Origin of the sequence: Bacteroides sp. 41_26 (assembly GCF_949740115.1) — a bacterium.
Classification (GTDB): Bacteria; Bacteroidota; Bacteroidia; order Bacteroidales; family Bacteroidaceae; genus Bacteroides; species Bacteroides nordii.
Genome location: NZ_CATJGZ010000123.1, coordinates 51,531 through 70,520, shown reverse-complemented (window position 1 = coordinate 70,520; position 18,990 = coordinate 51,531). Strand labels below are relative to the sequence as shown.

At 41.7% G+C, this 18,990-nt stretch carries 16 protein-coding genes, 1 pseudogene and 1 riboswitch; of the genes and pseudogenes, 11 read left to right on the top strand and 6 right to left on the bottom strand.

The features are described from left to right. The first annotated feature begins 304 nt into the window (after window positions 1-304). Window positions 305-397: riboswitch (TPP riboswitch) on the top strand. A 58-nt stretch (window positions 398-455) separates the two neighbouring features. The 8 genes from thiS (at window position 456) to QX565_RS18365 (ending at window position 7,075) form a co-directional block, all read left to right on the top strand. Next, complete coding sequence (thiS, locus tag QX565_RS18400) at window positions 456-656, top strand: sulfur carrier protein ThiS (RefSeq protein WP_025867280.1); 201 nt, start codon at window positions 456-458, stop codon at window positions 654-656. 3 nt (window positions 657-659) lie between these two features. After that, window positions 660-1,280 (top strand): thiamine phosphate synthase, encoded by a 621-nt coding sequence (locus QX565_RS18395; protein ID WP_289293857.1) that lies wholly within the window; start codon window positions 660-662, stop codon window positions 1,278-1,280. Between the two features lie 49 nt (window positions 1,281-1,329). Continuing rightward, complete coding sequence (locus QX565_RS18390) at window positions 1,330-2,109, top strand: thiazole synthase (protein WP_289293856.1); 780 nt, start codon at window positions 1,330-1,332, stop codon at window positions 2,107-2,109. 41 nt (window positions 2,110-2,150) lie between these two features. After that, a complete protein-coding gene (gene thiC, locus QX565_RS18385; protein ID WP_195660730.1) occupies window positions 2,151-3,845 on the top strand; it encodes a phosphomethylpyrimidine synthase ThiC in 1,695 nt (564 codons plus the stop codon). A 6-nt stretch (window positions 3,846-3,851) separates the two neighbouring features. Continuing rightward, window positions 3,852-4,397, top strand: coding sequence for a HEAT-like fold family protein (locus tag QX565_RS18380; RefSeq protein WP_289293853.1), 546 nt, complete (start codon window positions 3,852-3,854; stop codon window positions 4,395-4,397). 1 nt (window position 4,398) lies between these two features. Further along, entirely contained in the window at window positions 4,399-5,523 is a 1,125-nt protein-coding gene (gene thiH / locus QX565_RS18375; protein WP_002559931.1) for a 2-iminoacetate synthase ThiH, read from the top strand. Between the two features lie 190 nt (window positions 5,524-5,713). Then, window positions 5,714-6,406 carry a HesA/MoeB/ThiF family protein gene (locus QX565_RS18370; protein ID WP_289293851.1) on the top strand — a complete coding sequence of 231 codons (693 nt, stop codon included), beginning with the start codon at window positions 5,714-5,716 and terminating at the stop codon, window positions 6,404-6,406. A gap of 60 nt (window positions 6,407-6,466) precedes the next feature. Next, complete coding sequence (locus tag QX565_RS18365) at window positions 6,467-7,075, top strand: thiamine phosphate synthase (RefSeq protein WP_002559929.1); 609 nt, start codon at window positions 6,467-6,469, stop codon at window positions 7,073-7,075. A 90-nt stretch (window positions 7,076-7,165) separates the two neighbouring features. Here the strand turns inward: QX565_RS18365 and QX565_RS18360 are convergent, their stop codons facing one another. The 3 genes from QX565_RS18360 to ppdK all read right to left on the bottom strand — a co-directional run bounded on the left by QX565_RS18360 (window position 7,166) and on the right by ppdK (window position 11,439). Then, window positions 7,166-7,777, bottom strand: a complete 612-nt coding sequence (locus tag QX565_RS18360; RefSeq protein WP_289293850.1) for a porin family protein — start codon at window positions 7,775-7,777, stop codon at window positions 7,166-7,168. 223 nt (window positions 7,778-8,000) lie between these two features. Next, entirely contained in the window at window positions 8,001-8,519 is a 519-nt protein-coding gene (locus QX565_RS18355) for an outer membrane beta-barrel protein (protein WP_289293848.1), read from the bottom strand. A gap of 199 nt (window positions 8,520-8,718) precedes the next feature. Continuing rightward, window positions 8,719-11,439 carry a pyruvate, phosphate dikinase gene (gene ppdK / locus QX565_RS18350; RefSeq protein ID WP_289293846.1) on the bottom strand — a complete coding sequence of 907 codons (2,721 nt, stop codon included), beginning with the start codon at window positions 11,437-11,439 and terminating at the stop codon, window positions 8,719-8,721. A 197-nt stretch (window positions 11,440-11,636) separates the two neighbouring features. On the opposite strand from ppdK, the gene rlmD reads away from it, so the two are divergent. Both rlmD and QX565_RS18340 read left to right on the top strand, forming a co-directional pair. Further along, a complete protein-coding gene (gene rlmD, locus QX565_RS18345) occupies window positions 11,637-13,055 on the top strand; it encodes a 23S rRNA (uracil(1939)-C(5))-methyltransferase RlmD (RefSeq protein ID WP_289293845.1) in 1,419 nt (472 codons plus the stop codon). Window positions 13,056-13,065: 10 nt separating this feature from the next. Beyond that, a complete protein-coding gene (locus tag QX565_RS18340; protein ID WP_221650181.1) occupies window positions 13,066-13,992 on the top strand; it encodes an RluA family pseudouridine synthase in 927 nt (308 codons plus the stop codon). Window positions 13,993-14,300: 308 nt separating this feature from the next. On the opposite strand, the pseudogene QX565_RS20665 reads toward QX565_RS18340, so the two are convergent. Together QX565_RS20665 and QX565_RS18325 are read right to left on the bottom strand one after the other, a co-directional pair. Continuing rightward, window positions 14,301-14,701: pseudogene (locus QX565_RS20665) on the bottom strand (hypothetical protein). A 10-nt stretch (window positions 14,702-14,711) separates the two neighbouring features. Beyond that, window positions 14,712-15,131, bottom strand: a complete 420-nt coding sequence (locus tag QX565_RS18325; RefSeq protein WP_002559847.1) for a hypothetical protein — start codon at window positions 15,129-15,131, stop codon at window positions 14,712-14,714. Between the two features lie 114 nt (window positions 15,132-15,245). Between QX565_RS18325 and QX565_RS18320 the strand changes: the two genes are divergently transcribed. Next, the gene (locus QX565_RS18320; protein ID WP_289293841.1) at window positions 15,246-16,886 is read left to right on the top strand and encodes a B12-binding domain-containing radical SAM protein; all 1,641 of its coding nucleotides are present in this window, start codon (window positions 15,246-15,248) and stop codon (window positions 16,884-16,886) included. 24 nt (window positions 16,887-16,910) lie between these two features. Here QX565_RS18320 and QX565_RS18315 read toward each other — a convergent pair whose 3' ends face one another. Then, window positions 16,911-18,698 carry a glycoside hydrolase family 88 protein gene (locus QX565_RS18315; protein ID WP_289293839.1) on the bottom strand — a complete coding sequence of 596 codons (1,788 nt, stop codon included), beginning with the start codon at window positions 18,696-18,698 and terminating at the stop codon, window positions 16,911-16,913. Window positions 18,699-18,990 lie beyond the last annotated feature (292 nt).

The following is an 18,990-nucleotide window of genomic DNA, read 5'->3' as shown; positions in this document are numbered from 1 at the left end:
GATGGGATACGAGTATTCACCTTTATATAACCCACTGATTTTCAAGAAATATAATCCTATTATATAAAGACAAACAAGAGTGTACACTTATCCGAATGTTAATTGTACACTTTTGCCATCCTATATTGTACACTTTTGATATACTAAAGTGTACAATATAGGATAGCATATCCAAAGCGTTAAAAATGGCATTAACAATATTAACAAACTACGTATTTGCCGGATGAACATTTTCTATACATCCATCAAAAAATAATCCTCTGTTTTGCCGTTTTTCTGCATCTTTTTCATTTACTTTGCCCCTGTAAAAACAAAGGGGTGCCCTATAAGGGGCTGAGATTATACCCTGGAACCTGATGCAGTTAGCACTGACGTAGGGATTGTGTTACTTTTATCGCCTCCACTATTAGCACTCTCTTTGTATTTACTTTCATTATAATTTTAATTCTGTAGCAATGAAAGTACAAGTTAACAACAAAGAAGTAAAAATCACTGATGCTTCTACCATCACCCAACTGACTGAACAGTTGGAACTTCCTTCGCAAGGCATTGCCATCGCGGTAAACAATAAAATGATTCCACGCACAGAGTGGGACAAATTTGTACTGCACGAGAGTGACAATCTGGTTATAATTAAAGCAGCTTGCGGAGGATAAGAAATGATCAATCTACAATTTATTACCCACCAGACTGAAAAATATTCGTATCTGGACTCGGCATGTATGGCACTCGAAGGCGGATGCAAATGGATACAACTACGAATGAAAGAGGCCCCGCTTGAAGAGGTAGAAGCCGTTGCCCTGCAATTGCAACAAATGTGCCGGGAATACGAGTCCATCCTAATATTGGATGATCATGTAGAACTGGCAATAAAATTAGAAGTAGACGGAGTACATTTGGGCAAAATGGATATGCCGGTAGCAGAAGCCCGTCAACGAATGGGAGAACAATTCATTATCGGAGGAACAGCTAATACCTTCGAAGATGTAAAAATGCTATATGAGGCAGGAGTTGATTATGTAGGGATAGGCCCCTTCCGCTTTACTACAACTAAAAAGAATCTGAGCCCTGTGTTAGGGCTGAAAGGATACAGATCCATTCTTTCACAAATGGAAAAAGAAGATATCACGTTGCCGGTAGTTGCCATCGGAGGAATTACTTTCGAAGATATCCCCGACATTATGAAAACCGGAGTGAATGCTATCGCCCTTTCCGGTACCATCTTGCGGGCAGAAAATCCTATAGAGGAAACAAGCCGGATTTTATCAATTAACATCTAAAAAATACTCCTCCCCACAATTCATAAATTATAATTCACAAATCACAGATATGGAAAAACTTATTATTGCGGGACGTGAGTTCAACTCCCGTCTTTTCCTGGGAACAGGCAAATTCAACTCTAATGAACTGATGGAACAATCTCTTCTGGCATCGGGTACCGAAATGGTGACAGTAGCTATGAAACGTATTGATATGGACAACAAAGAAGATGACATGCTGAGACATATCATCCATCCGCATATTCAGTTATTGCCCAATACATCGGGAGTAAGAAATGCCGAAGAGGCTATATTTGCCGCACAAATGGCGCGTGAAGCATTCGGTACAAACTGGCTGAAACTCGAAATTCATCCCGACCCACGTTATCTCCTTCCCGATTCTGTAGAAACCCTGAAGGCTACTGAAGAATTAGTGAAATTAGGCTTTGTTGTACTCCCCTATTGTCAGGCCGACCCTGTGCTTTGTAAACAACTGGAAGAAGCCGGTGCTGCAACAGTAATGCCACTGGGTGCTCCTATCGGAACAAACAAGGGATTGCAAACGAAAGAATTCCTGAAAATTATCATCGAACAGGCCAATATCCCTGTAGTAGTAGACGCCGGTATCGGTGCTCCAAGCCATGCGGCAGAAGCCATGGAGTTAGGTGCATCTGCTTGCCTGGTCAATACAGCCATTGCAGTAGCAGCTGATCCGTTAGAAATGGCCAAAGCATTCAAGATGGCAGTAGAAGCCGGACGTATGGCTTACGAAGCTGGTTTAGGCATGCAAGCGAATAACCTCATTGCGGAAGCAAGCTCTCCGCTTACAGCATTTCTAAATATACAATAATAGCTGCGACATAGACGCACTGTAATTTAACAACTAATTATATGGAACAAAAAATAAAATTCCCACGCTCTGAGAAAGTGTATATGCCCGGCAAACTATTCCCCGAAATACGGGTAGCTATGCGCAGAGTAGAACAAGTGCCAAGCACAACTTTCGATGGTGACGAGAAGATTATAACGCCCAATCCAAAAGTTTATGTATATGACACCAGTGGGCCTTTCAGTGATACCAATGTATCTATCGACCTGAAAAAAGGCTTACCACGCCTACGTGAAGCGTGGATTCTGAAACGGAACGATGTAGAGCAATTACCCGAAATTACCTCTGAGTATGGCCGTATGCGCCGGAATGACAAAGGATTGGATCATCTGCGCTTTGAACATATCGCTCTACCCTATCGGGCAAAGAAAGGTGAACACATTACTCAAATGGCATATGCCAAACGTGGTATCATCACTCCGGAGATGGAATACGTAGCTATCCGTGAAAATATGAACTGCGAAGAATTGGGTATAGAAACGTACATTACCCCCGAGTTTGTCCGTCAGGAAATAGCCGAAGGGCGTGCTGTATTACCTGCTAATATTAATCACCCGGAAGCAGAACCTATGATTATCGGGCGTAACTTCCTGGTGAAAATCAATACAAATATCGGAAACTCTGCCACAACCTCCGGTATTGACGAAGAAGTGGAAAAAGCCGTATGGAGCTGCAAATGGGGCGGCGACACACTTATGGATCTCTCAACAGGAGAAAATATCCATGAAACACGCGAGTGGATCATCCGTAATTGCCCGGTACCAGTAGGTACTGTACCCATCTATCAGGCTCTGGAGAAAGTTAATGGGAAAGTGGAAGACCTTACCTGGGAACTTTACCGCGATACTTTGATTGAACAATGCGAACAGGGTGTAGACTATTTTACCATCCATGCAGGAATTCGCCGTCACAATGTACATCTGGCAGAAAAACGTCTTTGCGGAATTGTAAGCCGTGGTGGAAGTATTATGAGTAAATGGTGCCTTGTACATGACCGTGAAAGTTTCCTCTACGAGCATTTTGATGACATTTGTGATATTCTGGCACAATATGACGTAGCCGTTTCATTGGGAGACGGCCTTCGCCCCGGTTCTATCCACGACGCTAATGATGAAGCACAATTTGCCGAGCTCGACACCATGGGAGAACTTGTAGTGCGTGCCTGGGAAAAGAATGTGCAGGCATTCATTGAAGGGCCTGGACATGTACCTATGCACAAAATCAAAGAAAACATGGAACGTCAGATAGAAAAATGTCACAATGCTCCTTTCTATACCCTCGGTCCGTTGGTTACAGACATCGCTCCCGGATATGACCATATTACATCAGCTATTGGTGCTGCACAGATTGGTTGGTTGGGCACAGCAATGCTCTGCTATGTCACTCCGAAAGAACATCTTGCTCTGCCCGACAAAGAAGACGTACGCGTGGGAGTGATCACTTACAAAATTGCTGCTCATGCAGCCGATCTTGCGAAAGGACATCCCGGTGCACAGGTACGTGATAATGCACTAAGTAAAGCCCGTTATGAATTCCGTTGGAAAGACCAGTTCGACCTTTCACTTGACCCCGAACGTGCTTTCTCCTATTTCCATGCCGGGCGGCATACAGACGGAGAATATTGTACGATGTGCGGTCCTAACTTCTGTGCCATGCGTCTGAGTCGTGAACTCAAAAACACAAAGAAAGAAGAATAAACAGATATGGAAAGAATCGACGAGTTTCGTAATGCCCTGTTGGTGCATATTTCTGAATTGAACATTGAACCAATGGTAAAATCTCTCAGCCTTCATCCGGAGGAATTACCGGATATGTACAAACTCACCTTCGACAATAAACTCCTCGTTTCATGGCGTGCATTATGGGTTTGCGAAAAGCTAAGCGAAGTTCACCCCGGTTGGTTTGTCCCGTTACGGGAAGAACTGACAGGACGCTTGTTGAGTTGTACGCACGACGGTTCAAAACGCCTGCTTCTTTCCATTCTCTTCAATCTTCCGGTACAGGAACCTATATCTGTTCCTCTGCTGAATTTCTGTTTCGACCGTATGTTCTCGCCCGCTGAAAGTATCGGAGTACAAGCTTTGTGCATCAAGACCGCTTACCGGCTCTGCCAGAAAGAGCCGGAACTGTTGGGTGAATTACGTATCATTCTCGAAAGTGTTGAAACAGAATTCTTTTCAAAAGGAGTAACAACAACCATCCGGAATACACTGAAGAAAATAAATCAGACTACTAAAAGAAAAAAATAAAATGTTTTCAGATGAATTAGATAAAATATCCTGGGAGGAGACGACGAAAGCCATCTATTCCAAGACAGATGCCGATGTACGTCGGGCATTAGGAAAAGAACATTGTGACGTTAATGACTTTATGGCATTAATCTCACCAGCCGCAGCCCCTTATCTTGAGGTCATGGCACGGCTTAGCCAAAAATATACAATGGAGCGTTTCGGAAAGACGATTTCCATGTTCGTGCCTCTCTATCTTACCAACTCATGTACCAACTCATGTGTCTATTGTGGTTTTCACATCAGCAACCCGATGAAACGTACTATATTAACAGAAGAAGAGATGGTAAATGAGTACAAAGCCATCAAAAAACTGGCTCCTTTCGAGAACCTGCTGTTGGTGACAGGAGAAAACCCGGCTGCCGCAGGAGTACCGTATATAGCACGGGCACTCGATCTGGCAAAACCCTATTTCAGTAATTTGCAAATAGAAGTTATGCCACTGAAGGCAGAGGAATATGAAGAACTGACCCATCATGGTCTGAATGGCGTTATTTGCTTTCAGGAAACCTACAACAAAGCAAACTATAAAACCTACCATCCCCGTGGCATGAAGTCTAAATTTGAATGGCGCGTTAATGGTTTCGACCGCATGGGACAGGCAGGTGTTCACAAAATAGGCATGGGCGTACTTATAGGGCTGGAAGAATGGCGAACAGACGTGACAATGATGGCATACCACCTGCGCTATCTGCAAAAGCATTACTGGAAAACCAAATATAGTGTAAACTTCCCACGTATGCGCCCTTCCGAAAATGGTGGTTTTCAACCAAACGTTGTCATGAACGACCGTGAATTGGCACAACTCACCTTTGCCATGCGCATCTTCGATCACGATGTAGATATCTCCTACTCCACCCGTGAGAGTGCGGAAATCCGTAATAATATGGCAACATTAGGTGTAACTACTATGAGCGCCGAAAGCAAAACAGAGCCGGGCGGATATTACAGCTATCCACAAACGCTCGAGCAATTTCATGTCAGTGATGAGCGCAAAGCCACAGAGGTAGAAAAAGCCCTGAAAAAGCTGGGACGCGAACCGATATGGAAGGACTGGGATCAGACTTTTGATTATAAACAACAATGAGGATTTAATATATTTACGATTAGACGATTTACAATTTACGATTGAAATTAGTCCTGCCACTTATATATATATCCAATATAAGAAATCATTCTTCAATCGTAAATTGTAAATCGTCTAATCGTAAATATATTAATGTAAACCCAAGTAATTTCAATCGTAAATCGTAAATTGTCTAATCGTAAATATATTCATGCGTTACAACAGACAAATAATTCTTCCGGAAATTGGAGAAGAAGGACAAGCCAAGCTAAAAGCCGCTAAAGTTCTGATAGTCGGTGTGGGAGGACTCGGCTCTCCTATCGCCCTTTATTTAGCAGGGGCAGGAGTAGGTACACTAGGACTCGTAGATGACGATGAAGTAAGTATCAGCAATCTGCAACGGCAAGTATTATACACAGAAGATGAATTAGGCGATTTTAAAGCAGTCTGCGCTGCCATGCGCCTTACAGCACTCAATAGCGAAATTACAGTAAATTCCTGCCCGGGCCGGTTGAGCAAAGAAAATGCTAAAGAGCTTATCAGTGACTATGATATTGTTGTGGATGGTTGCGATAACTTTTCTACACGATATCTGATCAATGATATCTGTGTAGAACAAGGCAAACCTTATGTCTACGGAGCCATCTGTGGCTTTGAAGGTCAAGTATCTGTATTCAATTATGGCAAGACAAAAAAGACCTATCGGGATTTATACCCCAACGAAGAAGAGATGCTACGTATGCCTCCTCCACCTAAAGGAGTAATAGGCGTCACGCCTGCCATTACCGGAAGTGTAGAGGCAACCGAAGTTTTAAAGATAATCTGTGGTTTTGGAGAGGTTTTAGCCGGTAAACTATGGACAATTGACTTGCGGACATGGCAATCTAACATATTTTCACTATAAACGTTGGTCTCGCAAATAGTTAATTACTAACTTTGCTAAACAAACTGTTTAACATAAAAAATGAAGCTTATTGTAGTTACCACCCCCACCTTCTTCATTGAAGAGGACAAAATAATTACTGCTCTTTTTGAAGAGGGTCTGGATATCCTACATCTTAGAAAACCGGAAACTCCCGCTATGTACTCAGAACGTCTTTTGACACTCATACCGGAAAGATATCACAATCGTATAGTAACACATGAACATTTCTATCTGAAAGAAGAATTCAATCTGATGGGAATTCATTTGAATAGTCGTAACCCTAAAGAACCGCATGATTACGCCGGACACGTAAGTTGTTCATGCCATTCAGTAGAAGAAGTAAAAAATAAAAAGCATTTTTACGACTATGTGTTCATGAGCCCTATCTACGACAGTATTTCAAAAGTCAATTATTACTCTACATATACTGCCGAAGAACTTCGCCAAGCACAAAAAGATAAAATTATTGACTGTAAAGTCATGGCCCTTGGAGGCATCAACGAAGATAATTTACCGGAGATAAAAGATTTCGGATTCGGTGGTGCTGTAGTATTGGGAGACGTATGGAATAAATTTGATGCCTGTTGTGACCGTGATTATCTGGCGGTAATAGAGCATTTCAAGAAACTGAAAAGACTGGCTGATTAAGAGAGTATAGTCACTCTATAAAAAACTCCCACTTCATTCTTGATGAATAAGGTGGGAGCTTCGTTTATTAATAAAAGTAGTTAGGTTATCTTAAAATTTATATCCTAAAGTAATAGCACAGCTTATGTTTTTAGGATTGGAGTCAATATTCATATCCATCAACTTCACCAAACCAAACTGCCCGTCGAGTCCTACTATAATCCGACCAAACTCAGCCGCAACACCAACTCCTAAGCCTGCATCAAAACGATCAAAAGCATCACTGCCAAAAGTTTTTTCTTTTATGTCCGTCTTTAATCCCCAAACCTTCATTTTGGTTCTGGTTTTCCCTCCTACTCCACAAGCCATATACGGACCGGCACTTACCACAATATTTGTATTATTAGCCACATTAAAACGTGCTGCCATCATAATTGGTAATTCAAAATACATAGCGTTGAATTTCACATCAGCTTCATCGCCAGAAACAGTTGCACTAAACTTAGCCCCCTTCTGGGATAAGAATAAGGAAGGTTGTAATAACCATGTATCATTAAAGGCATATTCCATTCCTACCCCTAATTTAACACCAACTTTTGCACTTACATCCAGATCACCTGTAAAGTTGCTAATATTCATACCGACTTTAGCATTCCATGAAACCTGTGAAAAACCTGCTACCGATAATAAAGCAAACATCACTAATAAAATACTTTTCTTCATGATTTTAGTGTTTTAATTAATAAAAAGCCATTTAAGTCTCTGTGTCTAACAACAATATACAAATGTATAATCTAATTACACACAAAACAAATATTAAGTCAACAAATACAAAACAAATAGATATTACATACTAAAAAAGGGAATTCCCTATTTACCGGAACTCCCTTCCCTATTTTTATTAGAAAATAAAGAATCTTCGCTCTAAATTTTCAAAATCGGTTTATTAAAATTCATAGTGGAAACCAAAACTCAGATCTTCACTACGTAAGCTGATGCCGAAGCCATCTTCTTTTACTGTATAATCATCTCTGAAACCAACAAAGCCACATTTAGCAACAAGGCTAAAACTTTTATTCAGTTTAAGAGCGATACCCGGTTGTAATCCGATTTCATAACCGTTAATTGCATCATCAGCATCTTTCACACGGCTTGTAGAAAATCCCAAACCACCGTCAATAAATAGTCTTACAATCTTATTCTCATAATATGAAAAACGAGCATAAGGTGCAATAGCAACACTGTTTGCCTTCAATCCCTTCAAATAGTCATGAGCATAAGAAAAAGTTACACCTACCGCCCATTTCTCGCTGAGGTTATAGCCTACTTCCGGAGCTATTGTAAAGTTTGTTCTATTGGCATCAGTATTACGCCATAAATTGAATGTACCACCCATGTAAATATCCTGCGCATTCACAGACAAAGTTGCAACCACAACAAACAAAAATACTAATAGTTTTTTCATTTTTCTTTTTATTTTAAATTAAACATAAAATAGGCAAGCATCCGGTGTCTATTTATTTCGGGGCGCAAAGGTATAACAAGAGTTCTTATTATACAATTTTTTAGTTAGTTTTTTATAAAATACCCAAACAAGGCAAATAAAAGAGGGAAACCTTTTTGAATGGCTTCCCTCTCTTAAAATTAATATACAGTACTAATTATCAATCTTCTATCGCCGCCTGCGCCGCTGCAAGTCTTGCAATGGGTACTCTGAACGGAGAACAGCTTACATAGTTCAATCCTACTCTATGGCAGAATTTCACAGAAGATGGTTCACCACCATGTTCACCGCAAATACCACATTTCAAGTCCGGACGAACAGCACGACCTTTTTCTGTTGCCATACGTACCAATTGGCCTACACCCTTCTGATCGAGTACTTGGAATGGGTCTACTTTCAGAATCTTCTTTTCCAGATAGACCGGAAGGAAGGAAGCGATATCATCACGAGAATAACCAAAGGTCATCTGAGTCAGGTCATTTGTACCGAATGAGAAGAATTCGGCAGAAGAAGCGATACGGTCGGCAGTCAGGGCAGCACGTGGAATTTCAATCATTGTACCTACCTTGAAGTCGATACGATCACCTACTTCAGCAAACAGTTTTTCAGCTTCCGCACGAATCACGTCTTCCTGTTGCTTAAACTCATACAGGATACCGGTCAGAGGCACCATGATTTCGGGATGTGTTTCAACACCCTCTTTCTTCAATTCAAGTGCAGCACCCAGAATAGCACGTGTCTGCATCTGAGTAATTTCAGGATATGTATTTCCCAAACGGCAACCACGGTGACCCAACATCGGATTGTGCTCACAAAGTGATTCTACACGCTGTTGAATATATTGCAGGCTTACACCCATTGTATCTGCCATTTCCTGCTGTCCTTTCAAATCATGCGGTACAAACTCATGCAAAGGAGGATCAAGCAGACGCACAGTCACCGGACAACCTTCCATAGCCTGGAATATCCCTTTAAAGTCAGCCTGCTGGTACGGAAGGATTTTAGCCAATGCCTTGCGACGTCCTTCGGCATCTTCTGCCAGAATCATTTCACGCATTGCCTTAATCTTTTCTCCTTCAAAGAACATATGCTCCGTACGGCAAAGCCCAATACCAACAGCACCAAAATCACGGGCTACTCTCGCATCATGCGGAGTATCGGCATTGGTACGCACCTGAAGTTTTGTATATTTATCGGCCAATGCCATCAATTCGGCAAAGTCACCGGAAAGCTCAGCAGCTTTGGTTTCTACCTTACCCTGATAAACTTCACCCGTACTACCATTCAATGAAATGTAATCACCTTCTTTCAGCAAAACACCATCTACTTCAACCGTACGTGCTTTATAGTCAATATTTAATGCGCCTGCACCGGAAACACAACATTTACCCATACCACGAGCCACAACAGCAGCATGTGAAGTCATACCACCACGTGCAGTAAGAATACCCTGTGCCACAGCCATACCTGCAAGGTCTTCAGGAGAAGTCTCAACACGCACCATAACCACTTTCTTACCTCCTGCAGCCCATTCGGCAGCATCATCAGCAAAGAAAACGATCTGTCCGGTTGCAGCTCCCGGAGAAGCCGGCAAACCACGAGTCAATACCTTCGCTTGTTTCAAAGCATTTTTATCGAATACAGGGTGAAGAAGTTCATCCAGTTTATTGGGTTCAACACGCATCAAAGCTGTTTTCTCGTCAATCATTCCCTGATGGAGCAAGTCCATAGCAATTTTCACCATAGCCGCACCGGTACGTTTACCGTTACGAGTCTGCAGGAACCACAACTTGCCTTCCTGTACAGTGAACTCCATGTCCTGCATATCGCGGTAATGATTTTCCAGTTTAGTCTGCAACGCATCCAGTTGCTTATAAATTTCGGGCATTGCCTCTTCCATTGAAGGGAATTTAGCAGCACGAATATCTTCGGTCACACCAGCCAGTACGGCCCAGCGTTGAGAACCAATCTTAGTAATTTGTTGCGGAGTACGAATACCTGCTACAACGTCTTCACCTTGTGCATTAATCAAATACTCACCATTGAAGAGATCTTCACCGGTAGCAGCATCACGTGAGAAGCAAACACCTGTAGCAGAAGTTTCACCCATATTACCGAACACCATAGCCTGTACACTGACAGCTGTACCCCATTCATCAGGAATTCCTTCCATCTTACGGTAAAGGATAGCACGTTCGTTCATCCATGAGTTAAATACTGCACATACGGCACCCCAAAGTTGTTCGTAGGCACAAGTCGGGAAATCTTTTCCGGTCTGTTCTTTTACAGCAGCTTTGAAACGTTTTACAAGTTCTTTAAGATCCGCCACTTCAAGTTCATTGTCCAGCTTCACTCCTTTTGCATGTTTCACGTCTTCGATGATAGCCTCAAACGGATCCACGTCTTCCTTGTTCACAGGTTTCATACCCAACACCACATCACCGTACATCTGTACGAAACGGCGATAAGAATCCCATGCAAAACGGGCATTACCAGTCTTACGGGTCAATCCTTCCACAACTTCGTCATTCAATCCCAGGTTAAGGATCGTATCCATCATACCCGGCATAGAAGCACGTGCTCCGGAACGAACGGAAACCAGCAAAGGGTTCTCAATATCGCCGAACTTCGACTTCATCAAGACTTCAATATTCTCAATCGCTTTTTCTACTTCATTTTTCAGGAGAGCTACGACTTTATCTTGTCCCAGTTCATAATATTCGGTACAAACGTCTGTTGTGATAGTAAATCCGGGAGGAACAGGAACCCCGATAAGGTTCATTTCTGCAAGATTGGCACCTTTGCCACCTAATAAATTCTTCATGTCGGCCTTGCCTTCTGCCTGACCATTACCAAAGGTATAAACTCTTTTTTTGTCCATAATATGTATTTAAAGTTGTCTATTGGGTTTTTCTGTTCGCAAATCTAAGTATATTTCGTAAACCAAAAAACTTTTAGCGAAAAAAGTTTCTGCTAAAATGCAATTTCGACATTGCAATCTTTATTATTTCAAAGGATAGAGATAAATCCCGAAAAAATGCCTATTTTTGCGAAATAATTTATTAGATTGGTGTAAAAGTGGCAAGAAAGAGAAAAGAGCTTCCCCTACTGGAGAAGGTAACAATTACGGATGTGGCTGCCGAAGGAAAAGCCATAACAAAAGTAGACGACCTGGTGATTTTTGTTCCTTACGTAGTACCGGGCGATGTGGTAGATCTACAGATCAAACGTAAAAAGAATAAATATGCCGAAGCAGAAGCAGTGAAGTTTCACGAACTCTCTCCGATACGTGCCGTTCCTTTCTGCCAGCACTATGGTGTATGCGGCGGTTGTAAGTGGCAAGTGTTGCCTTATGCAGAGCAAATAAAATTCAAGCAGAAACAAGTAGAAGATAATCTGAGACGTATTGGAAAAATAGAACTGCCGGAGGTATCTCCTATCCTGGGTTCTGCCAAAACCGAATTCTACCGGAACAAACTGGAGTTCACTTTCTCCAACAAGCGCTGGCTCACCAACGAAGAAGTGAAACAAGATGTGAAATACGATCAGATGAATGCTGTAGGTTTCCACATCCCCGGAGCATTTGATAAAGTATTGGCAATAGAAAAATGCTGGTTGCAGGATGATATATCCAATCGTATCCGTAATGCAGTACGCGATTACGCCTACGAACACAATTACTCATTCATCAACCTGCGTTCTCAGGAAGGCATGCTTCGCAACATGATTGTCCGCACATCATCTACAGGAGAATTGATGGTAATTATCATCTGCAAGATTGTAGAAGAGGGCGAAATGAAACTTTTCAAGCAACTGTTGCAATACGTAGCAGATACATTTCCCGAAATAACTTCCCTCCTATACATTATTAATAATAAGTGTAACGATACTATCAATGATCTGGACGTACATGTATTCAAAGGCAACGATCATATGTTTGAAGAGATGGAAGGACTGCGCTTCAAAGTAGGTCCGAAATCATTCTACCAGACAAACTCGGAGCAAGCATACAATTTATATAAGATAGCCCGTAACTTTGCCGGCCTGACCGGAAACGAACTGGTCTATGACCTTTATACAGGTACGGGAACCATCGCTAACTTCGTATCACGTCAGGCCCGCCAGGTAATCGGTATCGAATATGTGCCCGAAGCCATTGAAGATGCAAAAGTAAATGCAGAAATCAATGACATCCATAATGCACTGTTCTTTGCAGGAGACATGAAAGATATGCTGACGCAGGATTTCATCAACGAATACGGACGTCCGGATGTGATTATAACCGATCCTCCCCGTGCCGGAATGCATCAGGATGTGGTAGATGTTATCTTGTTTGCCGAACCCAAACGGATTGTATACGTTAGTTGTAATCCGGGCACCCAAGCACGCGACTTACAGCTGCTTGATGTGAAATATAAGGTGACAGCCGTGCAACCGGTCGATATGTTCCCACATACGCACCATGTAGAAAACGTAGTATTGCTTGAACTCAGATAAAAGAGAAAAAATGGCTAAAGAAAAAAGACCCAGAAGAACCCCGGCTGAGAAAGCCCGGGCGCAATATACCGGTTATCTGGTGAAGGAACCAATGGAACTCATGGAATTCCTCGCCGCTAAAATGCCGGATGCCAGCCGCACAAAGCTGAAATCATTATTAAGCAAACGTGTGGTTTATGTAGACAATGTAATAACCACTCAGTTTGACTTTGCTTTAAAGCCAGGCATGAAAATACAGATCAGCAAAGATAAAGGCCGGAAAGAATTCAATAACCGCCTGCTGAAGATTGTGTACGAAGATGCCTTTATCATTGTAATAGAGAAAAAGGAAGGGTTACTTTCTGTGAATACCGAACGCCAGAAAGAACGCACAGCCTATACCATCCTGAATGAATATGTACAACGCTCGGGCAAACACCACCGCGTATATGTAGTACATCGTCTGGACCGCGATACATCAGGCATAATGATGTTTGCTAAAGACGAAAAGACCCAGCATACTTTGCGCGAATACTGGCATGATATTGTTACAGACCGTCGCTATGTAGCAGTTGTGGAAGGCGAAATGGAGAAGGATCACGGCACAGTAACCTCCTGGTTAACAGACCGTACACTATACGTAAGCTCCAGTCAGTACGATGATGGTGGCTCTAAATCAATCACACATTATCACACCATCAAACGTGCCAATGGATACTCATTGATGGAACTCGATCTGGAAACAGGACGTAAGAATCAGATTCGTGTACATATGCAAGACTTGGGACATCCTATTATCGGTGACGGAAGATATGGTGGCGAAGGTGTTCCCAACCCTATTGGCCGATTGGCTCTGCATGCTTTCAAACTTTGTTTCTATCATCCGGTGACAAACGAACTAATGGAGTTTGAGACGCCGTATCCGCCTAATTTCAAAAAGTTGTTTCTAAAGCAATAATCGTATATTGTAAATTAGTATTTGATATTTATAAAAGGGGGGGCTCAGAAAGAGTTACCCCTTTTATAAATACAGCCATTTTCAGACAAAGTATAGTAAAGCTGAAAAAAGAAAGACCTCTTCTTCTGATCCCCACCTGGAAAACATATCAAAAACACCCAGAAGCAACTGAAAATCAGACAATAAAAAAGTACGTACTTTTAGGACACAAAAGTACGTACTTAACACACTGTTAATATGCATTTTAAATCACCGTTAAAATACTAAGTTTGCAAACAAAAAATCAAAGGGTTACAATAAGGCTTAACTTAGTTTGCTTCCAACGTGACGCCGAATTCATAATCTCCATCTGCATAAAGCTCACCATAAAGGAAACGTCCGGTAACATACACTCCTCTGATTTCCAACAGAGGATAATCCGAACCATAATCCAGATATAACGTTCCCATATCTATCCACCAACGCAGATTCAGGGTAGCCGCCCTTCCGCCATCTCCATAATAGTATTGCTCATCTATGGCATAATCATTCCCTTTGAAAGTGACACCACTTTCCACATCATAAGGTCCTACGGCAAAGCCTAAATTACCGACCCACGTACGCCCAATGAGATAATCATAGAGGTTTCATCATCTTCTTCACAAGAAGAAAAGCCAACAGCCAGCATGGTCAATACCAACAGCAACTTTATAGGATTCAATATTTTCATATTCGTTATTTTATTCTTTTACAAATGTCACTTCTATACCATCCAATTTACCAGAAAGATAGTTCTGACGTACCCAGACATTATCAAAATAGTGAATCTCTCCGGCACCACGATCCAGTTTCAACCCTTCCATTTCCTGATCTATCCATTCCCAATCAAAATTATAACTTTCAGTACGTGCAGGACGTGATTCGCCGACACGATAATAGTTGAATATCTCTTGTCCGCTCCTATCTTTCGTAAATTTCAGCTGATGGACACACTTCATATTATCTTCTGTATAATTTTCCGACCACGTTTTTCCACACAACTTTTCATCACTATTACGCAAATAATCATCTGTGTAGTAAACATCGTCACCACCACAAGCATTTAAACCAAGTGTCAATACTAATAACAATATAAATCGTGCATAGTTTAATTTTCTCATATTCTTATGACTTATAGTTAATATATGACGACAAATATAGCGTTTTTAATCAACGATGTGTGAATAAAGCCTGCTTTTTTATACCTTTGCGGCCATAAACGTTAAAATTCTTGCATGAAAATTCTTTGGCTCGACTTAAATAGCTCTTATGCCCACTCCTCTTTGGCGTTACCGGCACTGCATGCTCAGATTGCAACAGATAACTCCATCGAATGGGAAATCGTATCAGCTACTATCAATGAAAATGCAGGTATGGTGGCAAACAGTATCTATTATCACCAACCGGATATCATTGCCGCTACCAATTGGCTGTTCAATCACGAGCAGTTGTTACATATTGTTTCAAGAGCTAAAGCGTTGCTTCCGCAATGTTGTGTAGTTATGGGAGGACCTGAGTTTTTGGGAGACAATGAAGCGTTTCTGCGCAAGAATCCATTTGTCAGTTGTGTGTTTCGTGGAGAAGGTGAAGAGGTATTCCCACAGTGGCTTGAGTGTTGGAACCAACCGGAAAACTGGAATGCCATTGCCGGATTGTGCTACCTTGATAAAGAAGGAGGATATCGCGACAATGGCATTGCCCGCGTTATGGAATTCGCCAATCTCATTTCGCCTGAACAAAGTCGCTTCTTCAACTGGAGTAAACCATTTGTACAACTTGAAACAACACGAGGCTGCTTCAACACGTGCGCCTTCTGTGTAAGTGGTGGAGAAAAACCGGTACGGACACTCTCTATAGAGGTCATCCGTGAACGCTTAAAAGAGATCCACCGACATGGTATCAAAAACATTCGTGTACTTGACCGTACCTTCAATTACAATAACAAACGGGCCAAAGAACTACTCAATCTGTTTCTCGAATTTTCTCCTGATATCTGCTTTCATCTTGAGATACACCCGGCCTTGCTCTCCGAAGAGCTGAAACAGGAACTTGCCAAGCTTCCCAAAGGTTTGCTCCATCTGGAAGCCGGTATTCAGAGTTTGCGTGAGCCTGTACTGGAACAAAGCCGACGGATGGGACGCTTATCCGACGCACTGAATGGACTGAAATACCTATGTACACTGCCCAATATGGAGACTCATGCCGATCTTATTGCCGGACTACCGCTGTATCATCTCTCCGAAATATTCGAAGACATACGAACCCTTGCCGAATATGGAGCAGGAGAAATACAATTGGAATCGTTAAAGTTGCTTCCCGGTACAGAAATGCGGAGAAGAGCGGAAGAATTAGGGATTCAATATGCTCCACTCCCACCTTACGAAGTGTTGCAAACCAGGGAAATCAGTGTAGATGAGCTACAAACAGCCCGCTACCTCTCACGATTATTAGATGGTTTCTATAACACTCCTGCCTGGCAGTCTATCACGCGAAAATTGATTCTGGAAAACCAAACATTTCTACACGATCTTTTAAATCATCTGATAGAGATAGGGCTGATAGACCAACCGCTGAGCCTGGAGAAAAGAGGATTGATTCTGTATGAATTCTGTAAAAAGTACTATACTGACTATCAGACACAAGTAAGTATTGCCTGGATAGAGGCGGGTATGTCGTTAAAGAAACTTCCGGCTGAAAAAGTCAAAACCAAGCGGCAGGTTCCTCCTGAAACATGGACAACCATCTATGGCAAATACAAAGAAACACTGCGTTTGTGCTTTTTGCCAATAAATCAGGAGGGACAAGCCGGTTATTGGTTTGGATTTGAATCGGAAATACAGAAAATCGAACCGGTTTTTAAGGCGTTCACAACATGATACGCAACATAGCAAGTATCAAAATCATTGTTTGATAACCTTAAAGACCGCATTCTGAACTTTCACAAAATAAATCCCGGTTGAAAAAGAAGATATATCAATTGTCCGGTTCCATGTTTCTGTAACCTTGACTCCCAAAGCATTGTATATACAAATCGTCTCACCATCATCAGTACCTTCAATATTCAAGACATCTGAAGCCGGATTCGGATATATCGTCACAGCTGTTTGATTTTCGATCCTATTGATATCCGTTGGCACGTCTATGATATTAATACGAGTCTCTAAAATACTGTTCCATTTATTTTTAGTATTTCCCTTTCCGCTTATTCTGACATAGCGGGCTTTACAAGGACCTATGTAAAACGTCTCCCAACGATCCGTATTTCCTCCGGATTGGCCATTAAAAACTTCTGTCCAGTTTTCATCATCCGTCGAAAGCTCTATTGAAAAGTTAAACTTGCGCTTATGCCCATCCCAAAATGCAATATCAACCGTTGCTATAGTTTCTTCTGATAGTAAATCGTACTTAATCCATTGTTCACCTTCGGCCGACCAACGTGTATTGAAATCCCGATCCAAAGTCTTTTCCGGGGTATTTGTCGTACCGGTTTCATAAGTACTTGCTGTCACGTTTATGTTCACTGCCTCGACAGGCGATTCCGGTAAATCACCTACTTCCGGCATTTCACCTTCGGCCAGTTTTACAACTTCACTTCCGGCCAACAGGAAAGCTCCGACTCCATAGTCCCAGGTCGATTCAGCATTTAAGGGATAGTTTGACTCCGGCTTGAAACCTGGTCCTTGAACATATCCTAAAAGTCCGTTTTTATGAACCGCAATCGTAGTCATTCCATTCCACGCTTTGAGAACCACAGGCAGATAAAGCTCTCTATCGAGTACTCCGTGATTTATTCCCCAGGATAAGCCATATACAAAAAGGGCTGTACCGCTTGTTTCCGGACCAGCAAGATGTTCCGGATCGGACAGATTTCTATTCCAGAAGCCATCTTCACGCTGACAGGCTTTTAAAGTTGCTGCCATTTCCGTCAGCAACTGAACATATTCCACCCTATAAGAATGATCGGCAGGCAGGTCATTCAAGACACGAACACAAGCAGCAACCGCCCAACCATTTCCACGAGACCAGCAGACTTTCTTCTTATTAGGACTCAGGCTCTTGGCAGGTACCTGCGTACTATCACGAAACCAAATGTGGTCTGTTTCATCATAAAGTTTCCAACGCGCTTTTGAATAGGTATGCATAGCATGCATCCGTTCAAAATAAACGTTATCTTTATACAAATCTCCCAGTTTCGAGAAAAGAGGCATCGCCATAAAATAAGAATCTACCCACCACCAATCGTCAATAGATTCCTGCGGATTAGCAATCAAATTATCCACACACTCTTTAATGGCCTGTATCTTATACTCCTGTTTATTTTTATCCAACCGGTACAAATCAATGTAAGTTTGCCCACACACTTGCCCGTCAGCACCATGCTTGTCGGCATTTACTCCCAACGCCCACTTATTTTTTTCGGCCCATAAGGTCATATAATCAAGTAACTTCTGATCCTGATAAACCTTATAAAACTCCATACATCCTGTGAAATAAGCGGATTTTACCCAATCGTTAGTTCCTGCGGAAATTGCATTGTTGGTCATGTAATAGTTGTTCACTAAAGCCATTTGCTGAAAGACTTCCATCTTTGTAGGTAACTGCAATATAGTTGCACTAACAGATAAAATGGGCACACAACAAAAGGAAACCAGTAACTGTTTCCTCAAAATACATTTATTCAAATTCATACTACTTCTTTAATTATTCTGGTTTGTGTTTATGAAGTTTTTATAAAACGGCTACAATATACAAATCATTAAATAATTGAAAAAGATTAATCCTAAAATTTTGTAGCAGAAGGATGCTTTTTGCTGATACATTAATTATAATGGTTAACAAGGGAATAGCAGAGTCAATGTATATGAGAGATTTATTCGATTTCTATTCCAAGGTCTGGGGAATCGACAAACCCATTAATAACTTATAAACAAACCGAAGAACAATATAACTCTGATTATTAATTTAAAATTCAAAAGTTTC

Coding starts and splice junctions, on each gene's coding strand:
- thiS (WP_025867280.1), top strand. CDS start 456: ATGAAAGTACAAGTTAACAACAAAGAAGTAAAAATCACTGATGCTTCT.
- QX565_RS18395 (WP_289293857.1), top strand. CDS start 660: ATGATCAATCTACAATTTATTACCCACCAGACTGAAAAATATTCGTAT.
- QX565_RS18390 (WP_289293856.1), top strand. CDS start 1,330: ATGGAAAAACTTATTATTGCGGGACGTGAGTTCAACTCCCGTCTTTTC.
- thiC (WP_195660730.1), top strand. CDS start 2,151: ATGGAACAAAAAATAAAATTCCCACGCTCTGAGAAAGTGTATATGCCC.
- QX565_RS18380 (WP_289293853.1), top strand. CDS start 3,852: ATGGAAAGAATCGACGAGTTTCGTAATGCCCTGTTGGTGCATATTTCT.
- thiH (WP_002559931.1), top strand. CDS start 4,399: ATGTTTTCAGATGAATTAGATAAAATATCCTGGGAGGAGACGACGAAA.
- QX565_RS18370 (WP_289293851.1), top strand. CDS start 5,714: ATGCGTTACAACAGACAAATAATTCTTCCGGAAATTGGAGAAGAAGGA.
- QX565_RS18365 (WP_002559929.1), top strand. CDS start 6,467: ATGAAGCTTATTGTAGTTACCACCCCCACCTTCTTCATTGAAGAGGAC.
- QX565_RS18360 (WP_289293850.1), bottom strand. CDS start 7,777: ATGAAGAAAAGTATTTTATTAGTGATGTTTGCTTTATTATCGGTAGCA.
- QX565_RS18355 (WP_289293848.1), bottom strand. CDS start 8,519: ATGAAAAAACTATTAGTATTTTTGTTTGTTGTGGTTGCAACTTTGTCT.
- ppdK (WP_289293846.1), bottom strand. CDS start 11,439: ATGGACAAAAAAAGAGTTTATACCTTTGGTAATGGTCAGGCAGAAGGC.
- QX565_RS18340 (WP_221650181.1), top strand. CDS start 13,066: ATGGCTAAAGAAAAAAGACCCAGAAGAACCCCGGCTGAGAAAGCCCGG.
- QX565_RS18325 (WP_002559847.1), bottom strand. CDS start 15,131: ATGAGAAAATTAAACTATGCACGATTTATATTGTTATTAGTATTGACA.
- QX565_RS18320 (WP_289293841.1), top strand. CDS start 15,246: ATGAAAATTCTTTGGCTCGACTTAAATAGCTCTTATGCCCACTCCTCT.
- QX565_RS18315 (WP_289293839.1), bottom strand. CDS start 18,698: ATGAATTTGAATAAATGTATTTTGAGGAAACAGTTACTGGTTTCCTTT.